The organism is Janthinobacterium sp. 75 (genome assembly GCF_004365495.1).
Classification (GTDB): domain Bacteria; phylum Pseudomonadota; class Gammaproteobacteria; order Burkholderiales; family Burkholderiaceae_D; genus Janthinobacterium.
Genome location: NZ_SORD01000001.1, coordinates 410,699 through 431,340, shown reverse-complemented (window position 1 = coordinate 431,340; position 20,642 = coordinate 410,699). Strand labels below are relative to the sequence as shown.

Annotated in this window: 23 protein-coding genes; 13 read left to right on the top strand and 10 right to left on the bottom strand. The window is 63.6% G+C overall.

Annotated features, from left to right (window positions below; genetic code table 11):
* Positions 1-20 precede the first annotated feature (20 nt).
* The gene (locus C8C89_RS02020; protein WP_166674653.1) at positions 21-608 is read right to left on the bottom strand and encodes a helix-turn-helix domain-containing protein; all 588 of its coding nucleotides are present in this window, start codon (positions 606-608) and stop codon (positions 21-23) included.
* A 40-nt stretch (positions 609-648) separates the two neighbouring features.
* Here C8C89_RS02020 and C8C89_RS02015 point away from each other — a divergent pair, with 40 nt between their 5' ends.
* On the top strand, positions 649-1,176 hold the full coding sequence (locus C8C89_RS02015) for a dihydrofolate reductase family protein (RefSeq protein ID WP_101483655.1): 528 nt from the start codon (positions 649-651) through the stop codon (positions 1,174-1,176).
* Here the strand turns inward: C8C89_RS02015 and C8C89_RS02010 are convergent.
* Complete coding sequence (locus C8C89_RS02010) at positions 1,173-1,976, bottom strand: metallophosphoesterase family protein (RefSeq protein ID WP_133988781.1); 804 nt, start codon at positions 1,974-1,976, stop codon at positions 1,173-1,175. The two genes, C8C89_RS02015 and C8C89_RS02010, sit on opposite strands and share 4 nt — an antisense overlap.
* A 140-nt stretch (positions 1,977-2,116) precedes the next feature.
* On the opposite strand from C8C89_RS02010, the gene bla reads away from it, so the two are divergent.
* Complete coding sequence (gene bla / locus C8C89_RS02005; RefSeq protein WP_133988780.1) at positions 2,117-3,061, top strand: subclass B3 metallo-beta-lactamase; 945 nt, start codon at positions 2,117-2,119, stop codon at positions 3,059-3,061.
* A gap of 307 nt (positions 3,062-3,368) precedes the next feature.
* Positions 3,369-3,542 carry a hypothetical protein gene (locus tag C8C89_RS26880; RefSeq protein WP_166674652.1) on the top strand — a complete coding sequence of 58 codons (174 nt, stop codon included), beginning with the start codon at positions 3,369-3,371 and terminating at the stop codon, positions 3,540-3,542.
* Here the strand turns inward: C8C89_RS26880 and C8C89_RS02000 are convergent.
* Both C8C89_RS02000 and C8C89_RS01995 read right to left on the bottom strand, forming a co-directional pair.
* A complete protein-coding gene (locus tag C8C89_RS02000; protein ID WP_133988779.1) occupies positions 3,539-4,342 on the bottom strand; it encodes a metallophosphoesterase in 804 nt (267 codons plus the stop codon). The two genes, C8C89_RS26880 and C8C89_RS02000, sit on opposite strands and share 4 nt — an antisense overlap.
* Positions 4,343-4,388: 46 nt before the next feature.
* Positions 4,389-5,294 (bottom strand): LysR family transcriptional regulator, encoded by a 906-nt coding sequence (locus C8C89_RS01995; RefSeq protein ID WP_133988778.1) that lies wholly within the window; start codon positions 5,292-5,294, stop codon positions 4,389-4,391.
* 118 nt (positions 5,295-5,412) lie between these two features.
* On the opposite strand from C8C89_RS01995, the gene C8C89_RS01990 reads away from it, so the two are divergent.
* Positions 5,413-6,279, top strand: coding sequence for a pirin family protein (locus tag C8C89_RS01990; RefSeq protein WP_133988777.1), 867 nt, complete (start codon positions 5,413-5,415; stop codon positions 6,277-6,279).
* Positions 6,280-6,487: 208 nt separating this feature from the next.
* Here C8C89_RS01990 and C8C89_RS01985 read toward each other — a convergent pair whose 3' ends face one another.
* A complete protein-coding gene (locus C8C89_RS01985) occupies positions 6,488-7,249 on the bottom strand; it encodes a transporter substrate-binding domain-containing protein (protein WP_133988776.1) in 762 nt (253 codons plus the stop codon).
* Positions 7,250-7,384: 135 nt separating this feature from the next.
* Here C8C89_RS01985 and pnuC point away from each other — a divergent pair, with 135 nt between their 5' ends.
* Both pnuC and C8C89_RS01975 read left to right on the top strand, forming a co-directional pair.
* A complete protein-coding gene (pnuC, locus tag C8C89_RS01980) occupies positions 7,385-7,987 on the top strand; it encodes a nicotinamide riboside transporter PnuC (RefSeq protein WP_101484834.1) in 603 nt (200 codons plus the stop codon).
* 332 nt (positions 7,988-8,319) lie between these two features.
* Positions 8,320-10,887: a TonB-dependent receptor gene (locus C8C89_RS01975; protein ID WP_133988775.1), complete on the top strand. Its 2,568-nt coding sequence runs from the start codon at positions 8,320-8,322 to the stop codon at positions 10,885-10,887.
* Here C8C89_RS01975 and C8C89_RS01970 read toward each other — a convergent pair.
* Both C8C89_RS01970 and C8C89_RS27480 read right to left on the bottom strand, forming a co-directional pair.
* A complete protein-coding gene (locus C8C89_RS01970) occupies positions 10,884-11,690 on the bottom strand; it encodes a response regulator (RefSeq protein ID WP_133988774.1) in 807 nt (268 codons plus the stop codon). The genes C8C89_RS01975 and C8C89_RS01970 overlap by 4 nt on opposite strands.
* 12 nt (positions 11,691-11,702) lie before the next feature.
* A complete protein-coding gene (locus C8C89_RS27480; RefSeq protein ID WP_257561356.1) occupies positions 11,703-11,831 on the bottom strand; it encodes a hypothetical protein in 129 nt (42 codons plus the stop codon).
* A 208-nt stretch (positions 11,832-12,039) separates the two neighbouring features.
* Here C8C89_RS27480 and C8C89_RS01965 point away from each other — a divergent pair, with 208 nt between their 5' ends.
* The 4 genes from C8C89_RS01965 to C8C89_RS01950 all read left to right on the top strand — a co-directional run bounded on the left by C8C89_RS01965 (position 12,040) and on the right by C8C89_RS01950 (position 16,755).
* Positions 12,040-12,570 (top strand): spore coat U domain-containing protein, encoded by a 531-nt coding sequence (locus tag C8C89_RS01965; RefSeq protein ID WP_101483663.1) that lies wholly within the window; start codon positions 12,040-12,042, stop codon positions 12,568-12,570.
* Positions 12,571-12,606: 36 nt separating this feature from the next.
* Entirely contained in the window at positions 12,607-13,311 is a 705-nt protein-coding gene (locus C8C89_RS01960) for a fimbria/pilus periplasmic chaperone (protein ID WP_243857872.1), read from the top strand.
* Between the two features lie 64 nt (positions 13,312-13,375).
* On the top strand, positions 13,376-15,751 hold the full coding sequence (locus C8C89_RS01955) for a fimbria/pilus outer membrane usher protein (protein ID WP_133988773.1): 2,376 nt from the start codon (positions 13,376-13,378) through the stop codon (positions 15,749-15,751).
* On the top strand, positions 15,751-16,755 hold the full coding sequence (locus C8C89_RS01950; protein ID WP_133988772.1) for a spore coat U domain-containing protein: 1,005 nt from the start codon (positions 15,751-15,753) through the stop codon (positions 16,753-16,755). The genes C8C89_RS01955 and C8C89_RS01950 overlap by 1 nt, the downstream gene beginning before the upstream one ends.
* Here the strand turns inward: C8C89_RS01950 and C8C89_RS01945 are convergent.
* A complete protein-coding gene (locus C8C89_RS01945; protein ID WP_101483667.1) occupies positions 16,752-16,988 on the bottom strand; it encodes a hypothetical protein in 237 nt (78 codons plus the stop codon). The two genes, C8C89_RS01950 and C8C89_RS01945, sit on opposite strands and share 4 nt — an antisense overlap.
* Positions 16,989-17,241: 253 nt before the next feature.
* Here C8C89_RS01945 and C8C89_RS01940 point away from each other — a divergent pair, with 253 nt between their 5' ends.
* The 3 genes from C8C89_RS01940 to C8C89_RS01930 all read left to right on the top strand — a co-directional run bounded on the left by C8C89_RS01940 (position 17,242) and on the right by C8C89_RS01930 (position 19,466).
* Positions 17,242-17,799, top strand: a complete 558-nt coding sequence (locus C8C89_RS01940; RefSeq protein ID WP_101483668.1) for a helix-turn-helix domain-containing protein — start codon at positions 17,242-17,244, stop codon at positions 17,797-17,799.
* Positions 17,800-17,973: 174 nt separating this feature from the next.
* Positions 17,974-18,411 carry a CHRD domain-containing protein gene (locus C8C89_RS01935; RefSeq protein ID WP_133988771.1) on the top strand — a complete coding sequence of 146 codons (438 nt, stop codon included), beginning with the start codon at positions 17,974-17,976 and terminating at the stop codon, positions 18,409-18,411.
* A 101-nt stretch (positions 18,412-18,512) separates the two neighbouring features.
* Positions 18,513-19,466, top strand: a complete 954-nt coding sequence (locus C8C89_RS01930) for an AEC family transporter (RefSeq protein ID WP_101483670.1) — start codon at positions 18,513-18,515, stop codon at positions 19,464-19,466.
* Here the strand turns inward: C8C89_RS01930 and C8C89_RS01925 are convergent.
* Both C8C89_RS01925 and C8C89_RS01920 read right to left on the bottom strand, forming a co-directional pair.
* Positions 19,450-20,100, bottom strand: a complete 651-nt coding sequence (locus C8C89_RS01925; RefSeq protein WP_133988770.1) for an FMN-binding negative transcriptional regulator — start codon at positions 20,098-20,100, stop codon at positions 19,450-19,452. The genes C8C89_RS01930 and C8C89_RS01925 overlap by 17 nt on opposite strands.
* On the bottom strand, positions 20,101-20,562 hold the full coding sequence (locus C8C89_RS01920; RefSeq protein ID WP_133988769.1) for an OsmC family protein: 462 nt from the start codon (positions 20,560-20,562) through the stop codon (positions 20,101-20,103).
* Between the last annotated feature and the right edge of the window lie 80 nt (positions 20,563-20,642).

Here is a 20,642-nt window from a genome sequence, read left to right as displayed (position 1 = left end):
GGAAGCCGGGCTTGAATGCTTTATGCCCCGGCGGCCATGCCAGCAAGGATCAGGCCGACCGAGGCGTGCCATTGCGTCTCGCTGGTCGGCCTGCCCGCCAGCGCATAGCCGTGCAGGAAATCGACAAGCGCATCGCGCCCGCGCAGCCGGATTTTTTTCTCCAGCGAGAGACCGTCGACGGCCAGCTCGAACAGCGCCGTAAACCGCTCGGCCACGTCGTCTTGCGTCACCAGCCCGCGCGCCATCAGGCGCACGAAGTAGGGCGTGGCGCTGATCAGTTCCAGGTACAGCGCGCACAGCGCGAGCAGGCGCCGCAGGGGCGTCTGGCGCCGCGTAAACGGCGGCTGGCGCGGATCGAGCGCGGCAAAACGCTGCACCATCAATGCCAGCAATAACTCCTCTTTTCCTGCGTAGTAGTGATACAGGGCCATGGCATCGACGCCCAGGCCTCGCGCCAGCGCGCGCATGGAAAACGCCTCGCCTTGCTCTTCCAGCAGGGCCAGGGCAGCGTGCAGGATGCTGGCGCTGTCCAGTGCGGGCGCGGCGCGGCGCGGACGCCCCGCGCGGCGCACGGGAGATTCTATGGCTTGAAGTTTTGGAGTTTTCATGGGCATAATTCTACACTGTAGAATTAATTGAGGGAGCACCATGCAAAAAACTTCTGTCAGCGTTTTTCTCGGCATCAGCATCGATGGCTGCATCGCCGGAGAAAACGGCGACCTGTCCTGGCTGGCCGAACTGGCCCCCGACTCGCCCGACGCCACCGGCTACACGGCCTTGATGGATCAAGTCGATACCCTGCTGATCGGCCGTACCACCTATGAGGCCGTGCTGGGGTTCGAGCCGTGGCCGTATGCGGGCAAGCGCGTGGTGGTATTGAGTCACCGCGACTTCGCGCCACGGCATGGCGAACAGCGCCGCGAAGGCAGCGTGCGGGAAGTGCTGGAGGGGCTGGCAGAGGAGGGTTGCCGCCACGTGTATCTCGATGGCGGCGCCGTCATCCGCGCCGGCTTGCGCGAGGGCGTCATCGACAGCCTGACCTTGTCCGTGCTGCCCGTGGTGCTGGGCAAGGGCGTGCGCCTGTTCGATGACGCGCTGCCGCGCAGCGACTGGCGCCTGGAAGATACGCGCCCGCTACCGAGCGGCGTGATGCAGCTGCGCTATCGAAAAAATTAAACCGTGCTGGCGATGTCGACGATGAAGCCGGTGTCAAAGCGTTCGTTTTCGGGCGTGCCGTCCGGCTTCTTGTAGCCGCAGGGGTTGCACACGACGCGGCACTCGCCTATCTGGTAGTCGAGCGATGCGTGCATGTGGCCATGCACCCACAGGTCAGCTTGCGTCACCAGCGCGTCCAGCTGCGAGGCGAATGCGGGCGAGCCCAGGTTCGTCGCGTATTGCTCTTCCACCGACAGCATCGATGGCGCCATGTGCGTGATGACTACGGTTTTCCCGGCGAACGGCTGCGTCAGCTGCTGTTCCAGCCAGCAGCGGTGCTGTGCGTGCAGCTGCGCCGTGTCGCTGGCGCACAAGAGGCGCGGCGTCTCGCCACCTGTACTGATGTGCTTGTAGTCGGGCATGTAGGCTTGCGCCGCGTTAAGCGCTTCTTCCTGGCGCTCGGCACCGAACAGCAGAAAATCCGTCCACAGCGTGATGCCAAGGAAGCGTACTCCATCGATTGTCACGGCGTCGCCGTCGAGCAGGCGGATGTTGGCGCCGTGCGCATTCGCGCTGGCGCAGGCATCGCGCACGGCGTCCTGCATGTGTTCGAGCTGGTGGCCATAGCCTTCGTGGTTGCCGTGCACGTACAGCACGGGCAGGGCGCCGAAGGTGCGCGCGGCCCAGGCGATGGCATGGTTACCTGTAGCGATGTCGCCGGCCAGGATCACCACGTCGGGGCGGCTGGCGGCAAGGTTGATGGCGGGTGTGTCTTCACCCCAGACTTCCAGGTGCAGGTCGGACAGGATCAGCAAACGCATGGCAGTGGGCGCGGCAAGGCGCACGGCAGGTCTATGGGCCTCTATCGTAGCGCAAGTCGCAGCGCCCGTCTGCTTGACCGCGCCAGGCTGGCGACGTTACCCTATGGCATCGATTACCACACACTCATTCCTGGAGCCGCATGCCGCCTTTCTTCATTCCCAAGACCTTGCTGAACATCGCGCTGGCCGCCATGGCGCTACCGTTGACGGCGCATGCCGCCACGCCCGCCGTCGATCCTCTGACGCAGCCGATTGCCTCACCCTATGCGGCGCAGTGGAACCGCCCGCAGCAACCGGCGCGCATCCATGGCGACACCTATTACGTGGGCGTGGGCGGCTTGAGCGTGGTGCTGATAGACACGCGTGCAGGCTTGATCCTGATCGACGGCGCGTTGCCGCAATCGGTGGCCGCCATCAAGGAGCATATCCTCGAGCTGGGCTTTCGCCTGGAAGACATCAAGTTCATCCTGAATACGGAAGCGCATTTCGACCATTCGGGCGGCATCGCCGCCCTGGCCCGCGACAGCGGCGCGCAAGTGGTCGCCAGCCCGCTGGGAGCGGAGGCGCTGCGCGCGGGAGCGGTGCTCGCCGCAGATCCGCAAGCGGGCGAAATCGATCCCATGCCGGCCGTGGAAAACGTGCGCGAGATCGCCGATGGCGAAACCCTGCAACTGGGCGACGTGACCATCACGGCGCGCTACACGCCTGGCCATACGCCGGGCAGCACCAGCTGGACCTGGGTTTCATGCGAGGATGCAGAGCGTCAGGAATGCCTGAACGTGGTGTTCGGCGCCAGCCTCACGCCGGTGGCGGCCGACGATTTTCACTACCTGGCCGATGAGCGCCATGCGGACCTGACGCCGGCCTTCCGCCGCGTCATGCAGGACTTTGCCAGGCTGCCGTGCGACATCCTGATCTCGGCCCATCCTGACCACTCCGGCGGCGACAGCAAGCTGACGCAGTTGCTGGAAGGCGTCACACCGAATCCCTTCATCGATACGCAAGCGTGCAGCAACTACGCTGCCAAAAATGAAGCCAAGCTCGATGCCCGCATTGCGAAAGAAAAAACAGATGCGAAAAAATAGCAAGCTTGGAGCATGCGCCATGAAAGGTGGTTGACGCACTGCAGCATACGGTGCAGAATCAGCGTCCGTAGTGCACATTAAACAAACGAAAGAAAGGAAACCCATGTTCGAGCAGGCTGGCAGCAAGTTGACTTAGCACTAGCCCCGCGCATGACGCTCGGGGCCATCGGCAGCATTGCCGATCCCGAGCCGGTGTCCTTCAAACCCCGGTGAGGAAACTCGCCGGGTTTTTTTTGTTTTGGGCGACCCCGGCATAAGGACAGGAAATACCGTGATGCCGATGCATCAAGGGTTGAAAGGAGACACCATGAAAATCAAAGTGAAAGCCACGCCCAAGCCGCGCAATCCGCTGGTGGCGGCCGCCAGGTTGCGAGGCGGCGCCGGTGCGCACCAGTCGGAGTCCTCGCCGCGCGCGGCGCGCCGGGCCGGCAAGCACCGCCTGCAGCAATGGCTGGCGGGCCGGCTCAAACCTGACGATTAGCGGGCCGGCAGCTCGACGATGAAGTTCGGATCAAAATCGGGATTTTGCGGCGTGCCGCTGCGCGTCTTGTAGCCGCAGGGGTTGCTCACCACGCGGCACGGGCCGATCCGGTAGTCGCGTGAAGCATGGATGTGCCCATGCACCCACAGGTCCGCCTGCGCGGCCAGGTCGTCCAGGCGCGAAGCGTAAGCGGGCGAACACGCCTCGCTGCCATACGCGCCGTCGATGGATTGCAGCGACGGCGCCATGTGGCTGATGACGACGGTCGCGCCATCGAAGGGTTGCGCCAGTTCGCGCGACAGCCAGGCTTTTTGCTGCGCGTGGAACATGGCCGTGTCGGCCGCGCGCAGCTTGCGAAAGCCCATGTTGGCCAGGCGGATGCGCTTGTAGTCATTCATGGCGGCTTCCGCGTCGCGCATGGCCGACTGGCGCGTATCGTCGCCCAGCAGGCGGAAATCCGTCCATAGAGTGGCGCCCAGGAAGCGCACGGCGTTGCCCGCCTGGTCGGCGATGACGTGGCTATCGGCGTCGAGAAAATGCACGTTGTCCGTGGCGGCGCAGGCGCTGCGCAGCTCCTGGCGCACCTTGTCCAGATGGTGGCCATAGCCTTCGTGGTTGCCATGCACGTACAGCACCGGCAGTCCCGCGAATGCGCTGGCGGCCCAGGCGACGGCGCGGGCGCCCGTGTCGATGTCGCCGGCCAGGATGACGGCGTCGGGGCAGCTGAGCGCTAGGTCGCCTTGCGGCGCTTCGTCGCGCCATAACTCATGGTGCAGGTCCGACAAAATCAGTAAACGCATGCGGTATCCAGGCGATTGGAGAGTACGCCATCGTACCTGAAAACCCTCACTCTTCCTCCAGCGCGGCGAAGCTGTGCGCCAGGTAGTCGATCAGCGCGCGCACGGCCGGCAGCAGGCCGCGCCGTGAAGGAAACACGGCGTGGATGATTTCGCGCTGCGGCCGCCATTGTTCCATCAGCGGCAGCAGGCTGCCATTGGCCACCTGCTCGGTGATCATCATGGTCGGCAACTGGACCACGCCCACGCCGGCCACGGCCGCGTCGCGCAGGGTCAGCATGTCGCCCGTGACGAAGCGCGGCGTGTGGCGCAACTGGGCGCGCGCGCCATCGGGGCCGTACAAATCCCACTGGTAGTGTTGTTGCGGCATGCCCAGGGCCAGGGTGGGCCAGTCGGCCAGGTCGGCCGGCGCCTTCGGCACGGGCGCGCCGGCGAACAGCAGCGGGCTGCCCACCATGCACTGGCTGCGTTCGGCCAGCACGCGCAGCACCAGATCGCTGTCGGGCAGCGGCGGCGGACGCACGCGGATGGCCACGTCGATGCCTTCGGCCACCAGGTCGACACGGCGGTTGCTTGCTTCGAGCAGCAGGGTCACTTGCGGATGCGCGCGCATGAAGCCGGCCAGCATGGGCGCGACCAGGGAGTGCAGCAGGGCGATGGGGCAGGACAGGCGCACCGTGCCGCGCGGCGCGGCCCGCGTCAGTTCGATCGCTTCCTGCGCCGCCTCCGCTTCCACCAGCATCGCCTTGCAATGCTCGTAAAACGTCTGGCCCACGTCGGTGACGGAAAAATGCCGCGTCGTGCGCTGCAGCAGGCGCGCGCCGAGGCGCTCTTCCAGCAGCGCGATGCGCCGGCTCAGTTTTGATTTCGGCATGCCCAGCGCGCGCCCGGCCGGCGCGAAGCCGCCATGGTCGACCACTTGCACAAAGTAATACAAGTCATTCAAGTCCTGCATGCCACCTCCTTGATCGTTCTATTTTTAGAACGCTGATGGCATATTTTACCTTCTACCCGCTTCATCGTTGCAAGCGTATTCTGTCTCCATCGTCATGCACACCCCACAGGAGATCGAGATGAACACAGTCACAGGTATCTACAGCGCACCGCGCCAGCACTGGGTCGGCGACGGTTTTCCCGTGCGCTCGATGTTTTCGTACAACGGCCATGGCAAGCAGCTGAGCCCCTTCCTGCTGCTCGACTATGCCGGCCCGGCCGAATTCGCGCCCGGCACGCGTCCGCCCGGCGTCGGTTCGCACCCGCACCGCGGCTTTGAAACGGTAACCATCGTCTACAAGGGCGAAGTGGCGCACCGCGATTCGACGGGCCAGGGCGGCCTGATCGGCCCCGGCGACGTGCAGTGGATGACGGCCGGTGCCGGCATCCTGCATGAAGAGTTTCACTCGCCTGCCTTCACGCAGTCCGGCGGCACCCTGGAAATGGTGCAGCTGTGGGTGAACCTGCCGGCCAAGAACAAGATGACGGCACCGGGCTACCAGGCCATCACCAGCGACACCATTCCCACCGTGGCGCTGCCCGATGCCGCCGGTTCGGTACGCGTGATCGCCGGCACCTTCGATGGCCAGCATGGCCCGGCCCGCACGTTCTCGACTATGCAGGTGTGGGACCTGCGCCTGGCCCAGGGCAAGCTGACGGAACTGCCCGCACACGCCGGCTGGAGCACGGCGCTGATCGTCCTGCATGGCACGGTGCTGGTGAATGGCGAGAGCGTGGTGCGCGAAGCGCAGATGGCGCTGTTCGAACGCGATGGCGACAGCATCACCGTCGAGGCGAACAGCGATGCCGTGGTACTGCTGCTGAGCGGCGAACCGATCGATGAGCCCATCGTCGGCCATGGCCCCTTCGTCATGAATACCGAAGCGGAAATCGCGCAGGCGTTCGAGGATTTCAACAGCGGCCGCTTTGCCCGCATCGCGACGTAATGCCGGCCATGCTCAAGGGTATCGAGCATGGCCGTGAAACCAGGCTGGTGATACTGGAGACGGCTGGCAAGATGCCGCTTCAGCGTTCCAGCATCTGACAAAACTGTAGCGAGTGGCAGTGAGTTGTGGCTGGGAAGTGGGGCAGTGCGCATGCACAGTGAGCATTGCAAGCCGCATTTTGCGGCGCGCAGCAGGTTGGATGGATGTTCTACGGTGCTTCATAGCGGGCGCGTATCGCCGCCAACACGCCGCGCTGTTCCAGGTGCGTGATGGCGGCGTTCAGGCGCGCCAGGTCGTCGGCGCTGGTCGTGCGCACATTGAGCATCAGGTGCACGGGTGCGCGCAGGACCAGGAAGGGCAGGCTGCTCAAGGCGACGCCCTGCAGGTGCGCTTCGTGGCGTACGGCCAGCACGTCGCCCAGCAGCAGGTCGGCGCGGCCCGCGTCGAGCATGAGGATGCCCTGCCGGAAGTTGCCGAAGGTATTCAGGCGGCCGGCCTTTTCCAGCGCCGGCCGGGCCGCCGCATACTGCGCGCCATACCAGCCCACCTTGGGCGCCAGCAAGGTTGACTTGCCGCGGGCCAGCTGGCCAAAGCTGCCGACATGGCGCTGCGCGGCGGGCGTGCCGGCCTTGCCGAAGATGCCCACGGTTTCGTCGCGGTAGCTCACGGTGAAACGCGCATACGCATGGCGTTCGGACGTGTCGGAGGCGGCGGGCAGCAAGTCCAGTTCGCCTTTCTGGAACAGCAACTGGCGCCGCGCCGTGGGCAGCTCCGGCACGCTCAGCAAGGTACAGCGCGCTTCCTTGAAGATGGCGCGCAGCAGCTCCAGGTCCAGCCCCGTGTAGTTGCCTTGTGCATCGCGATACAGGTAGGGCGGCCATTGCTCGAGCGCCATCGTCATGCGGCAGGCCTGGGCGGGCAGGACGCTGCCGAGCAGCGTTGCCGCAAGCAGTACGTGGCGCAAGCGCATGGAACATCTCCGCAGTGGTTCTTGGGTACTGTTACCCAATTTGCCAGAATGGCCAGGGAAGTCAAGCAGTGCGTGGCTGGTTTCGGATATCAAATGGGCTATAGTGGCAGCGTGCCTTCATTCAAAGGAATCCGCTTGACTCCCCCGCTCGAGATCGCCGCCAATGTCTTGATGACTGTTTCCATCATCCTGGCCGGACGCAATAATATTCATTCCTGGTGGATAGGCATCGTCGGCTGCGTGCTGTTTGCCGTGCTGTTTTTCCAGGTTAATCTGTATGCTGACGTGATGCTGCAGCTGTTTTTCATCGTCACCTGCGTCATCGGCTGGCTGCAATGGCGGCGCGGTGCCAGCGGCAAGCCGTTGCCGATCACGCGCACGGGCTGGCGCAGCCTGGCCTGGGTGGTGCCGGCAGGCATCGCCTCCGTGGTCATCTACGGCATGCTGCTGCACCGGTTTACGAATGCCTACGCGCCCTTCATCGATTCGGCAGTGTTGGTATTTAGCATCATCGCGCAATTTTTGCTGATGAGCCGACGCATCGAAACCTGGGCCTTCTGGCTGTTGGTCAACACCGTGGCCGTGCCGCTCTACTACAGCCGCGGCCTGCACCTGACGGCCGTGCTATATGCGGCCTACTGGGTCAATGCCCTGATTTCCTGGTACTGGTGGGGCGTCCAGGCACGCCGCGCGGCGCTGGCGCCCGCAGCGCCGTCCACGGCGATCGCCGACGCCTGATGTTGCCAAACGCCAAGTCCTTAGATTCAAATCATATATACAATCAATTTTTAATTCGTTCACGCCATAAATACACCGGGATATAGTGGTCTTTCCCCGCTTACCGGTGTCTTTTATGTTGCGCTTTAGTCTTTCTACCTATTTTTACGCCGCCCGGCACCTACTGACCATGCAATGCATGGCGCAGTGGATGCCGATGCGTGCCCGTCCACGCATCCCCTAAGTCATTCCCATTCATTTCGTTGTCGTTTGCCCGCTGGCCCACCCGGTCCGCGTGCCCCTGCTCGGCCTTTTTTATCGGAAAAAGGCTGCAATCCCAATAAGAGGAAACCATGTTCAAACCACTCGCCATCAGTCTTGCCATCGCCGCCGCCTTTCCCGCTTTCCCCACCCTTGCCCACGCCGGGGACGACATGCTGCGTGTTAACGTCACCGGATCGAATATCCGCGTCAGCGAAAAGGAGGGCGCCAGCGCCGTGCAAGTCATCACGGCCAAGGAATTGAAAGCCAGCGGCAAGACCAGCGTGTCGGACGTGCTGCGCGCCATCTCCGCCAACAGCGGCAACAGCTACAACGAACAATATACGGGCAGCTTCTCGGCCGGTACTTCGGGCCTGTCGCTGCGTGGTATCGGCCAGAAAAATACCTTGATCCTGGTCAATGGCAAGCGCGTGGCCAGCTATGCGACGGCGCAAAACCTGCAGGAAACCTTTGTCGACCTGAATAGCTTGCCGATGGCGGCCGTGCAGCGCATCGAGGTGCTCAAGGATGGCGCCTCGTCCGTCTACGGTTCCGACGCCGTGGCCGGCGTGGTCAACATCATCCTCTACAAGGAATTCACGGGCACGGACATCACGGCGCAATGGGGTGGCTCGACCGAAGGCACGGGCCAGCATGAAAAGAGCGCGGCGCTGCAAACGGGTTTTGGCAAGCTGGAGGAAGACGGCTACAGCCTGGTCTTCTCGATAGATGCACAGCAGCGCGACAAGCTGCAGCAGAGCGACGTGGAGTGGATGCGCGATGCGGACTTCCGCAACCAGCAGCGCGGTAGTCTGGGCTGGGCCATCACCAACTATGCGGGCACCGACCCGACCAGGACCTTGGGCGGCGTGCGGGGACCATTGCAGCTGGTCAATTATGGCGACATCACGCCCGGCAAGACGGGACAAGTGCTGGCCTACAACCCATCGCCGTACAAAACCCTGATTCCCGGCATCCAGCGCGTGCACACGGCCGCGCGCGCCACCGTCAAGCTGAACGCGGACACGGAAGCGTATGTCGATTTGCTGCACAGTTATTCGCGCGCCGACCAGACTTTCAGCGCGCCGTTGACGGTGAACAATGCCACGCGCGTGTGGAACAACGCCACCCAGGCACTCGACACCATCCCCGTCGTGCTGCCCGTGGGCCATCCGAACAATCCGGGTACCGCGCCCCTGCCGTTCACGGCCACCCTGTTCGACCTGGGGCCGCGCCTGAAGCAGGACAAGGTCACGTTCTACCGTGCGCTGGCCGGCGTCAAAGGCACGCTGGCGGGCTGGGACTGGGATGCAGCCGTGGGCCACTCCAGCAGCAAGCTGGAAGAAACGGTGCAGAACTTCGTCAACCGCTATGAATTCCAGAAAGTGCTGGCCGATGGCAGCTACAATTTCTTTGATCAGTCGCAAAACAGCGAAGCCGTGCGTAACCGCCTGCGCCTGTCGACCCTGCGTCCGGCCGAATCGACGCTCGACACGCTCGACTTCTCGGCGGCCAAGGATATCTGGGACTTGCCCGCCGGCCCGCTGGGCTTTGCCGCCGGCGCACAGTGGCGCCGCGAAAAGATGGATTCGCAAACCTCGACTGCCGTGCTGTCGGGTACGGAGCTGCGCCCGGCCATCAACATCATCAACGGTACGCGCAGCGTCTCGGCCCTGTTTGCCGAATTCAACGTACCTGTAGTGAAAGACCTGTCTGTCAACCTGGCGGGCCGCGCCGACCATTACAGCGATTTCGGCAATGCATTTTCGCCGAAAGCCAGCGCCCGTTACCAGGCGGCGCCGTGGCTGCTGGTGCGCGGCACCGTGTCGCGTGGCTTCCGCGCGCCATCGCTTCCGGAAATCACGCAAAGCACGGCCGTCAGCTATGTCAGCGTGCTCGATCCGCGCGACCCGATCACGCCGACGCAGACGCGCGGCGTGACGGCCATTACCATTGCCAATACGGCGCTGCGTCCCGAGCGCTCGAACAACCTGAACCTGGGCGTGGTGGTCTCGCCGACCAGCAGTTCGAGCATCGGCCTCGATTATTACCGCATCAAGCAGGAGGGTGTGATCGGCACGGAAAGCGCCACCACCACCATCGCCAACGAAGCGACGGCGCCGCAAAAGGTCACGCGCGACGCCGATGGCCGCATCACGACCTTGTACCGCCAGTACCGCAACCAGGGCCAGCGCGAAGTGTCGGGCATCGATATCGACCTGCGCCAGCGCTTCGTCGACAAGGACTGGGGCAAGCTGACCCTGGCCGGCCAGCTGAGCCGGGTGCTGCGCTTCGCCGAACCGCTGTCGGACGGCGCGCCGCTCACGGATGGCGCCGGCACCAATTACTTCGGTTCCATCCCGAAATGGCGCGGCGTCAGCTCGGCCACCTGGGAGCAGGGCAAGTGGTCGTCCACGCTCACATGGAATTACGTGGGCAGCTATGCGCAAAACACGCATCTCGATGAATCGGTGGCCGCCTTCAGCACCTTTGACGTGACCAGCAGCTGGCAGGTGACATCAAAGGCGAACGTCACGTTCATCGTGCAAAACCTGGCCAACAAACGTGCGCCCTGGGACTATGCGTCCACCGGCTTTGACTTTACCCAGGCCGATCCGCGCGGACGCGTTGCGGCGCTCAAGCTGAACTACAAGTTCTAGTAGCCGCCCGCCGCCTGCCGCTGTCCTGTTTGCTCCTGCAGGCGCTGGCGGTAGGCGCTGGGCGTGACGCCCATGCGTTCTCGGAAGGCCGTGGCGAAGTTGCCCGCGTTGTGAAAGCCAATCAGCAGGGCGATATCCTGCACGTCGATTTCCGTCTGCTGCAGCAGTTCCACGCCGCGGGCGATGCGCGCTTCGCGGATGAAGGCGAAGACCGTCATGCCCGTCTGCTCGCGGAACATCAGGGTCAGCTTTTCGCGGTAGGTGCCCACGCTGCGGGCGATGTCGGACAGGTTGGGCAGGCTGCCCAGGTTGTCGAGGATGAGCTGTTTGACGGCATTGACGAACACCAGGTCGGGATGCTGCAGTTTGTCGCGGATCAGCGTCGTGGCTGGCAAGGTACTGTTGCTTTTACGCATCAACCCCAGGTGGATATGGATGCGTGCGGCCAGTTCTTCCGGCGTGAACGGCTTCGAAATGTAGTCGACGCCCCCCACCTGCAAGCCCATGATGCGTTCCTTGGCGGAATCGGCGCCGCTGAGAAAGATCACGGGTATCTCTTCCGTTTCGGGATTGGCCTTGAGCAAACGGCAGGCCGTGTAGCCATCCATCTCTGGCATGCGCACGTCGAGCAGGATCAGGTCGGGATGCGTGGCCAGTGCCAGCTGGTAGCCCTGGTAGCCGTTGAACGCGATGCTGAAACGGTAGGGCTGTTCGCCGAGCAGGTCCATCAGCATGCGCTGCTCGAACGCGGAATCGTCCACGATCAAGATGTTTTTTTTGATGGTTTCGCTGGTCAATGGCATGGCATGGATGACTTAACCAAATAGCAAGTAGTGGCTTATTATGCCTCGCTTTTTCTTTTTTTTCTGCTTTTCTCGTGTTTCAAAAGAGGTTTCTCCGCCAGAAGAAGCGCGGATTTTCCAGATCGCCAATAATTCATTCATGCATTGATTTTAAGCAATGTCGATTGCCAAAAAATCTGTTTTGCCAATGCTGCAAAAAGTGCCGGAGTCCCCGGGTTCCTGACTCTCGGCACAGGTATTTTGTCGTCCTGGTTTGCGTGCCCCAAAAAACGCCGGCAATACCGTGACTATCCTCGATGCCCTTCATATTGGCGGGCTCATTAATGATGTTCCATCATCAGGAGGTATCATGTTGCGAGTCATTTTCCCCCGCCTTGCCGTTGCCGCCAGCGTGGCTTTTGCCAGCACGGCGCTCATGCCTCGCGTCGCCGACGCAGCCGTGTATCTGAACGGCAGCAACACCGCAACCTTTGATGTCACCCTGAAAATCATCGCCAATTGCACCATTGCGGCGGCCGGTCTCGACTTTGGCCAAAGTCAGGGTGTACTGGCTACTGCCGTGAACGTCAATACGACCGTGAATGTCACCTGTACCAGTACCACCCCGTATAACGTGGGCCTGACGGCGGGCACGGGCACGGGGTCGAGCGGCACCACGCGCTACCTGAGCGGCACCGGCGGCAACGTGGGGACGGTGCAATTCAACCTGTACCAGACCGCTGGCAGCACCTTGTGGGGCGATACGCAGGGAACGAATACCGTCAGCGGCACCGGCAATGGCGCATCGCAGCCGATCACGGTGTACGGCAATATTCCGCCGCAAGCGACACCGGCGCCCGATACCTACAAGTCGACCATCACAGCCACCGTTTACTTTTGAGCGGGGGGCTGCGTGAAGGCCGGTTTCGCTTCCCTGATGAAAAACATGCTGGCGCTGCTGGCCTGCTGCGCGGCGGGCGTGCACGGCGCCAACTTGCAGATTTCGCCGGTGACGCTCAATTTGCGCGCCCCACAGAGTGCGGCCGGAATCAACCTGCAAAACCTCGGTGATCAGCCCATGTACGGGCAGGTGCGGGTGTTCGCCTGGGAGCAGCGCGACGGCGATGAGGTACTGGCACCGACGCAGGAACTGGTGGCCAGTCCGCCGATCGTCGAAATCGCCGCCAACAGCCGGCAGACCATCCGCCTGGTGCGTGCCCAGGGCGGCCCCGTCGCGCAGGAAAAGACGTATCGCGTACTCATTGATGAAGTCGGCCGCGACGATGATCCGGGCCGCAGCGGCGTCGATATCCGTCTGCGCTACTCGGTGCCTGTGTTCGTGCTGCCGGCCGGTGCGCCGGGCAAGGAAATTCTCGACTGGCAAGTCTTTCGCGAGCAGGGTGCATGGATGTTGCGTATCAAGAACAGCGGCAACGTCCATGCGCAGATCGGTGCGATGACATTCACGAATCAGGCGGGCAAGGTGTTTGTCATCAGCAAGGGGCTGTTTGGTTATGTCCTGGCGGCACGCATGCGCGTATGGCGCCTGCCCGTCGCCGGGGAGGCTGAACTGGATGGGCCGTTGAGTATTGCGGTGCATGTGAATGCAAAGGCGCTCGTTGCCACGAATTCGACACCTTGAACATGGCCACCATGACGGGCGAGCTTGTCGCGCGCCTTCGGCATGGGCGCAACCGGCTTAAACCATGAGACGCGTACTGACATGGCGGATTTGCTGGACTTTGCTGCTGCTGGCCATGGCGGCACTGGCCAGGGCCGATGGATCGGCCGCCGTGACGGGCGCCGACCCGGGGCCGGCCAGCTTGCCCAGCGATCCGATGGCCCCGAATGAACTGTATCTGGAGGTGAGTGTGAATGCTGTATCAACCGGGTTGATCTTGCGTTTTACCCAGGTGGGTAAAGGCTTGCTCAGCAGTGTGGCGAACTTGCAGCAGCTTGGGCTGGACCCGGCGCGCCTGGGTGCGCCCGCTTGGGCCGACGTGGCGCTCGATGCGATTCCCGGGCTCAGCTATGATTATGATGCGGCGCGCCAGAGCGTGTCGCTGCAGGTCGCGGACGACTTGCGCTCACCGTTCCGCATCAACGCGCGCCTGGCGGCGCAGGCGCCGCCGTCGCGCGTCACGCCCGGCGCCGTCCTCAATTACGAAGCCTATGCGGAACTGGGGCAAACGCGGCGCGCCGCCATCTTCAACGACTTGCGCTATTTCAATGACAGCGGCGTCTTCAGCAATACGGGCACCGTGAACCTGGGGTCGGACCAGCACAAGTACATGCGCTTTGACACTTTCTGGAGCCACGCCGACCCCGAGACCCTGCAAACGTGGCAAGTGGGCGACCTGATTTCCTCCTCGCTCAGCTGGAGCCGCGCCGTGCGCGTCGGCGGTGTGCAGTGGCGCAAGAATTTCCAGCTGCGTCCCGACCTGCTGACCTTTCCCGTCGCCTCCGTCGATGGCACGGCGCTCGTACCCTCGTCGCTGAGCCTGTATGTCAATGGCGTGCAGCAATATGCTGCCAGTGTGCCCAGCGGTCCGTTTGTGCTGAACCAGGTGGCGGGCATCAATGGTGCCGGGCAAGCCACCATCGTCACGCGCGATGCTCTGGGGCGTAGCGTGACGACCGTGCTGCCCCTGTATGTCGATACGCGCATGCTGGCCAGCGGCTTGAGCGATTACTCGGTCGAGGCGGGCGCCATGCGGCGCGGCTATGGCCGACGCCTGTTCGGCTATGAGCGGCAACTGGTCGCCAGCGCTTCCGGCCGCCATGGCGTCAATGACAGCGTCACCCTCGAAGGCCACGCGGAACTGGCTGCCGGCCTGTACCAGGCGGGCGCGGGCGTGCTGGTGCGCCTGGGTCAGGCGGGCGTGCTGAACGGTTCGCTGTCGGCCAGCGGGGGACAGCGCCGCGGCGCGCAACTGGGCGCCGGCTACCAGTACATGGGGCCAAGCTTCAGCGTCGATGTGCAAAGCGTGCGCGCCAGCGCCGCGTTTGGCGACCTGGCCTCGCGCGACGGCAGTGCCGTGGTGCGCGCGGCGGACAGATTCACCGTCAGCCTGCCACTGCCGGCAGGAAGCAGCATCAGCAGCAGCTACATCAGTTACCGCACGCCCGGCGCACCGCCATCGAAGCTGGCCACCGTGGGCTATTCGGCTACCCTGTTTCACGGCTTGTTCCTGAATGCCAGCCTGTTCCAGGACTTGCTCCAACGCGAGAAGCGGGGGTTTTACTTCGGCCTGAGCATGGCCTTCGACAACAATCTGGCCATCAGCACGACCAGCAGCCGGCAAAACGGCGAGAGCGGCCGCAGCGTCAGCGCGCAGCGCCCGGCGGACTTTGGCGGCGGCTTCGGCTGGAATTTGCAGGCTGGCACGGTGGGCGGCAACACCTACCGGCAGGCGCAAGTGGAATACCTGGGCAATGGCGGCCGCGTGAGCGCGCGCACGCAAAGCAGCGGCATGGGCAATGTTTCCTCGCTGGGCGCGGCTGGTGCGCTGGTGCTGATGGATGGTCATGTCGAGGCGGCACGCCAGGTGGGCAACGGTTTTGCGCTGGTGTCCACTGGGGGCGTGGGCAATATTCCTGTGTTGCATGAGAACCGCCAGATTGGCGTGACGGGTAGTAGCGGTTATCTGCTCGTGCCGAATTTAAATCCTTATGGCAATAACCAGATCAGCATCGCCACGGAGGAACTCGACGTCGATGCGCGGGTGCCCGTGACGAATATCAATGTCGTGCCGCGACACCTGGCCGGTGCGCTGGCCGCTTTTCCCATCGAACGCTACAGCGCGGCCACCGTCATCGTGCAGGGCGCCGATGGCAAGCCGCTGACGACGGGCTTGCCCGTGCTGCACGTGCAAAGCGGCAAGCGGACGGTGGTGGGATTTGACGGCATCGTTTTCGTCGATGATCTGCTGGAGCAGAATCAGTTGCAAGTCGGCGAGGGCGACAGCGTGTGCACGGTGCGTTTTGCCTATGCGCGTCCGGCGGCGGGCGGCTTGCCCGTGATCGGCCCGCTACGCTGCGCTGCCGCTGCCGCTGCCGTTGGCGCCGGGGGAGGCCGCTGATGCGCCGCCTGCTGCTATGGCTGACCCTGCTGCTAGGCTGTGCCTGGGGCGGTACGGCGCAGGCCGATACCTGCTCGGTCAGCATGACGAATATCGATTTCGGCGCTGTCAGCCCGATTTCCGGTACCGATCACGTAGCGCAGGCAACGGGCACCTTCAGCTGCGTGTTTTCCTCGCTGAACCTGGGACAGTTGCTCACGCCGAATGCGCAAGTGTGCATCTCGCTGGGGCTGGGCACGAATTCCACCTCGGCCTTGCCGCGCAAGCTGGGTAATGGCAGCAATCGCATGGAGTACAACGTGTATGTGGACAGTTCCTATGCCACGGCGAAGATATGGGGCGGCGCCGGCGTGACTGGCGCGCCAGCGACCTTAGGCATGACTTTGTCGGCCGGCTTGCTGGCGCCGCCCGGCACGTATTCGACGACGTTTACCGTGTACGCGAAGATCCCTGCCGGCGCCGCCCTGGCGGCCGTGCCCACGGTGGGTAACGCCAATACCGTGTATACCTCGAGCTTTGCCGGGCAGGGCACGTATACCTACACCACGTATGGCCTCGTCAACTTGTTTGGCTGCACGGTCAACAGCGGCAGCTTCGGTTTTACGGTGAATGCCACGGCCGTCAACGATTGCACCATCACCGCCACGCCGATGGCGTTTGCGAACGCCACCATCCTGACGGGCAACTTGCGCAGCACCAGCACCTTGTCGGTGCGCTGCGTCAATAACAATGCCTATCAGATTGCCCTGAACGGCGGCAGCGTGGCACTCAATGTGGCCAACCGGCAAATGAAGAATACGGTGACGACGGAGAAGGTCAGTTACCTGTTATCCGCCACCCTCGATGGTGCGCCATGGGGCGATGGCACGGCAGGCACGAGCATGGTGACTGGTACGGGCACGGGCGCGAGCGTGCCGCTGACGATCTACGGTCGCGTGCCGGCGCAGGTGTCGCCGCGCCCCGGTGACTACAAGGATACGGTGACGGCAACGATTTATTTTTAGAACGTGACGGTGACGAGGCCGGCGCCTGATGGCGTTGCCTGCTGGAGCAGCAGATACGGTGTGTTGTGCTGGCAGCGCACCCGGGCGCTGCTGCGCTGCGAGACGATGGTGCACGCTTCGTTGATGACGAAGGTGGCCTGGAGCGTCGCGGAAGACATGGTGCCGGCGGTGGTGGTCTGGCAAAGGGACAGGGCGAGCAGGGCAGGCAGTACGGCAAGCTTCAAAGGGGTCATCGTAAACGCAGCGAGTGAAAACGGGCGTGGGCAGCAGCGCTGGAAGGCGTGGCTGGCACCGTTTTTCGCACCGGGATTGGGAGAACAGAACCAGCCATGATTGTACTTGAAGTAGGAAAGTGTGAGTTTTCGCGTATTTTCAGGCCGTCGGCATGGTGGGTAGGTGACTTTGCTTTTGATAGTAACTGATGTTTCCGTGTTGCAACTGAGATATTTTTCGATTGTTGTGTTGAATCAACGTGAGGAGATGGTCATGAAACATACCAACTTTAATAATTTGCCCTGCCCGATCGCTCGCAGCCTGGGCAAGGTGGGCGAATGGTGGAGCATCCTCATCCTGCGCGAGGCGTTTTATGGCAAGACGCGCTTCGACGAATTTGAAAAAAGCCTCAAGATCGCGCCCACCATCCTGACGCGCCGCCTGGCCGATCTGGTGGAAGGCGGCTTGATGACGCGCCGCCTGTATTGCGCCAAGCCGCCCCGCTACGACTATGTGCTGAGCAAGTCCGGGCGCGCCTTCAAGCCGGTCTTGCTGGCCTTTATTGCCTGGGGAAATGAAAACTTTGCGCCGGAAGGTGCCAGTCTCGTCATCGCCAGCCGCGACACGGGCCTGGCCGCCGATCCCGTGCTGGTCGACGCCATGACGGGCTTGCCCATCAATGACGAGTATTACGCCTTCGCGCCAGGGCCGGCCGCCAGCGACAGCATGCGCAGCATCATCCTCGATGCGGAAAAAAGCAGCGGCATCGCGCCCAAACCGAAGGCCGCGCCCGCCAATCGGGGCTGGGTGGCAGAAGGTCACCTGGCCTGAAGACGGGCCGGCAGGCGAGCAGCAAGTTTGGCGAAAAGCAAAGCGGACAAGGCGGCATGGCCTTACAGTCGCACTATGCAACACCAGAGTGGCGCAAGCCCGGTTGTGCGGGGCCGGGCGCCCTTCGTGACCCGCTGTCCGCTGTCCGTTACTGTCCGTTGAAGGAGACCTGCGATGAGCACATTGCAACAACACCTGCGCCGCGCCGCCACCGTGCTGGCGCTGGCAGCCCTGCTGGGCGCCTGTTCCCATGGTCCGCATCATCCGGGCGGCCATGACGTCACCTTGACGGGCGCGCAGGAGGTGCCGGCCAACACCAGCACGGCCAGTGGCAGCAGTACTATCCGCGTCGCCCAAGACCGCAGTGTCAGCGGCGGCGTGCGCTACACGGGCATGCTGGCGACCGTCGCGCATATCCACGAAGCGCCGACCGGCGCCAACGGCCCTGTCATCTTGCCGCTGGTGAAAACCGCCGAAGGCATGTTTTCCGTGCCGGACGGCACCCTGCTCACGCCGCCCCAGTATGCGAGCTACCAGGCCGGCAAGCTGTACGTCAACGTGCACAGTGCCGCCTACCCGGCGGGCGAGATCCGCGCCCAGCTCACGCCATAGCCTGCCAGCGGCGCTTTCCCCCGAAACCTCCTTGGGCCGCGTGAGCGGCCTTTTTTTTACGTCCGGCGGCCAGCCAGAGCAGCGCGCTACAATGGCGCTCCATGCTGACCATCCTTGCCATCACCTTTCCCTTCTTCGCCCTGGTGCTGTGCGGCTATCTGGCCGTGCGGCGCAAGCTGCTGCCGCTGGCCGCCATCGGCGGCTTGAACAGTTTTGTCCTGTATTTCGCGCTGCCATGCATGTTGTACCGTTTCGGCGCCGCCACGCCCATCGCGCAGCTGCTCGACGCCAGCGTGTTTGGCGTCTACCTGCTGTGCGCCCTGATCATGGTGGGCGTCACCATGGCCATGACCCTGAGCCACCGCATCGACTGGAACAACGCCGCCTTCGGCGCGCTGGTGGCCGCCTTCCCGAACACGGGCTTCATGGGCGTGCCCTTGCTGTTGACCTTGCTCGGACCCCGTTCTTCGGGACCCGTCATCGTCACCATCGTCGTCGACATGCTGATTACCAGCTCGCTGTGCATTGCCCTGTCACGCATCGGCAGCGGCGGCGCGCACGGCAGCCGCGCCGCCGTCGGCAACGCCTTGAAGGGCATGGCGGGCAATCCCATGCCGTGGGCGATCGTGCTCGGCGCCCTGTCGTCGTGGCTGGAACTGGCCTTGCCCAAGCCTTTGACGCAGACGGTGGGCTTGCTGGCCGACGCCGCCTCTCCGGTCGCCCTGTTTACCATCGGCGCCGTGCTGGCCCGTTCGCAGATGAGCACGGCCGATCCGGCGCCGCTGGGGGAGTATGTGCCGGTGGCGCTGAAAAAACTGCTGCTGCATCCGCTGCTGGTGTGGTCCATCGGCCACGCGGCCATCGCGCTGGGTGCGCCGCTCGATCCGTTCGCGCTGACCTGCATGGTACTGGTGGCTTGCCTGCCCAGCGCCAGCAATGTGTCGCTGCTGTCCGAGCGCTTCGGGGCAAACACGGCGCGCATCGCCCGCATCATCCTCGTGTCGACGGCGCTGTCGTTCCTGACGTTTTCGGCGGCTGTCAGCTGGCTGGCGTGACGTTGGCGGCGATCAGTGCGCCCAACGCCCGGGCCGCGCCGGGTTGAGTGTCCAGCGCCAGGCCATGCGCCATGCTGGCCTGGTCTTGCAGGCTGCGGTTCTGCCCCAGCTTCCATTTTCCCGTGATGCGCGTGAGGGGGATTTCGATGCCGACGATGGCTTTGAGCATCTTGTCGATGTAGTCGGCCGGCGCATCGCTCACCCGCCATGGTGCGGCTTGATTTGCCTCATGGCGCGCCGTCAGCCGCTCCAGCAAGTCCATCAGCCACGCCGCGTCATCGATGGCGCGCAAGGGGCCGTGCGTGTGCACGACCGCATAATTGAAGGTCGGCACTACCTTGCCGCTACCCTGCTTTTCCGCATACCAGGCGGGCGTGATGTAGGCGTGCGGCCCCTGGAAAATCACCATGCAGTCATCGTCCCCGCCGGCGCGCCACAGCGGGTTGGCACGCGCCACGTGGGCGCGCAGGATGCCGAACGGGGCCTCGGGCGTGGGCGCGGCGATCTCGAACGGCACATGGTCGGCGCATAATCCATCGGCGCCGTGGCGTACCAGCGCGCCCAGGGGATGTGCCTGGATCAGGCCATGCAGCACGTCGAGGCGCTCTTCGCGAAAACTGGCGGGCGTGTACATCTAGGGCGCTCCTTCCACGACCACATCGGCCGTGAGCGAATTGGCGATGTAGCAGCGTTCGTGCGCGTCGTGGTGCAGGGCGGCCAAGGCCTCTGGCGAGGGTGCCGCGCCTGAAAACACGATGCGCGGGCGCAGCACGATGCGCGTCATGGCCAGCCGCCCCGCAGCGTTTTTTCCCAGCTCGCCGACGGCATCGTCGCGGTAGTCGTCGATGACGTAGCCGCGCTGCGCTGCCAGCGACAGGAAGAACAGCATGTGGCAGCTCGACGTGGCGGCCACCAGCGCTTCTTCCGGGTCGATATTTTCCGCCACCGACATGGGCAGCGGCACGGACAAGGGAGACGACGAGGCGGGTACGTGCAGGCCGCCGTCGAACTGCCATTCATGGCCGCGGCTGTAGCGCTGGCCGGCGAAATCCTGGCCGTCGCGCTGCCAGGCGACGGTAGCGAAAAACTGATGCATGGGTGCTCCGCAAGAGTCGAAAGGGAAGCGCCATCTTAGCGCTTGTTTTGGCTATTTAAAACAGCCAATAAGTGCTATCT

Bases quoted from the DNA above. Each gene is read 5' to 3' on its own strand.
- C8C89_RS02020 (WP_166674653.1), bottom strand. From the start codon at position 608: ATGAAAACTCCAAAACTTCAAGCCATAGAATCTCCCGTGCGCCGCGCG.
- C8C89_RS02015 (WP_101483655.1), top strand. From the start codon at position 649: ATGCAAAAAACTTCTGTCAGCGTTTTTCTCGGCATCAGCATCGATGGC.
- C8C89_RS02010 (WP_133988781.1), bottom strand. From the start codon at position 1,976: ATGCGTTTGCTGATCCTGTCCGACCTGCACCTGGAAGTCTGGGGTGAA.
- bla (WP_133988780.1), top strand. From the start codon at position 2,117: ATGCCGCCTTTCTTCATTCCCAAGACCTTGCTGAACATCGCGCTGGCC.
- C8C89_RS26880 (WP_166674652.1), top strand. From the start codon at position 3,369: ATGAAAATCAAAGTGAAAGCCACGCCCAAGCCGCGCAATCCGCTGGTG.
- C8C89_RS02000 (WP_133988779.1), bottom strand. From the start codon at position 4,342: ATGCGTTTACTGATTTTGTCGGACCTGCACCATGAGTTATGGCGCGAC.
- C8C89_RS01995 (WP_133988778.1), bottom strand. From the start codon at position 5,294: ATGCAGGACTTGAATGACTTGTATTACTTTGTGCAAGTGGTCGACCAT.
- C8C89_RS01990 (WP_133988777.1), top strand. From the start codon at position 5,413: ATGAACACAGTCACAGGTATCTACAGCGCACCGCGCCAGCACTGGGTC.
- C8C89_RS01985 (WP_133988776.1), bottom strand. From the start codon at position 7,249: ATGCGCTTGCGCCACGTACTGCTTGCGGCAACGCTGCTCGGCAGCGTC.
- C8C89_RS01975 (WP_133988775.1), top strand. From the start codon at position 8,320: ATGTTCAAACCACTCGCCATCAGTCTTGCCATCGCCGCCGCCTTTCCC.
- C8C89_RS01970 (WP_133988774.1), bottom strand. From the start codon at position 11,690: ATGCCATTGACCAGCGAAACCATCAAAAAAAACATCTTGATCGTGGAC.
- C8C89_RS27480 (WP_257561356.1), bottom strand. From the start codon at position 11,831: ATGAATGAATTATTGGCGATCTGGAAAATCCGCGCTTCTTCTGGCGGA.
- C8C89_RS01965 (WP_101483663.1), top strand. From the start codon at position 12,040: ATGTTGCGAGTCATTTTCCCCCGCCTTGCCGTTGCCGCCAGCGTGGCT.
- C8C89_RS01960 (WP_243857872.1), top strand. From the start codon at position 12,607: ATGAAAAACATGCTGGCGCTGCTGGCCTGCTGCGCGGCGGGCGTGCAC.
- C8C89_RS01955 (WP_133988773.1), top strand. From the start codon at position 13,376: ATGAGACGCGTACTGACATGGCGGATTTGCTGGACTTTGCTGCTGCTG.
- C8C89_RS01950 (WP_133988772.1), top strand. From the start codon at position 15,751: ATGCGCCGCCTGCTGCTATGGCTGACCCTGCTGCTAGGCTGTGCCTGG.
- C8C89_RS01945 (WP_101483667.1), bottom strand. From the start codon at position 16,988: ATGACCCCTTTGAAGCTTGCCGTACTGCCTGCCCTGCTCGCCCTGTCC.
- C8C89_RS01940 (WP_101483668.1), top strand. From the start codon at position 17,242: ATGAAACATACCAACTTTAATAATTTGCCCTGCCCGATCGCTCGCAGC.
- C8C89_RS01935 (WP_133988771.1), top strand. From the start codon at position 17,974: ATGAGCACATTGCAACAACACCTGCGCCGCGCCGCCACCGTGCTGGCG.
- C8C89_RS01930 (WP_101483670.1), top strand. From the start codon at position 18,513: ATGCTGACCATCCTTGCCATCACCTTTCCCTTCTTCGCCCTGGTGCTG.
- C8C89_RS01925 (WP_133988770.1), bottom strand. From the start codon at position 20,100: ATGTACACGCCCGCCAGTTTTCGCGAAGAGCGCCTCGACGTGCTGCAT.
- C8C89_RS01920 (WP_133988769.1), bottom strand. From the start codon at position 20,562: ATGCATCAGTTTTTCGCTACCGTCGCCTGGCAGCGCGACGGCCAGGAT.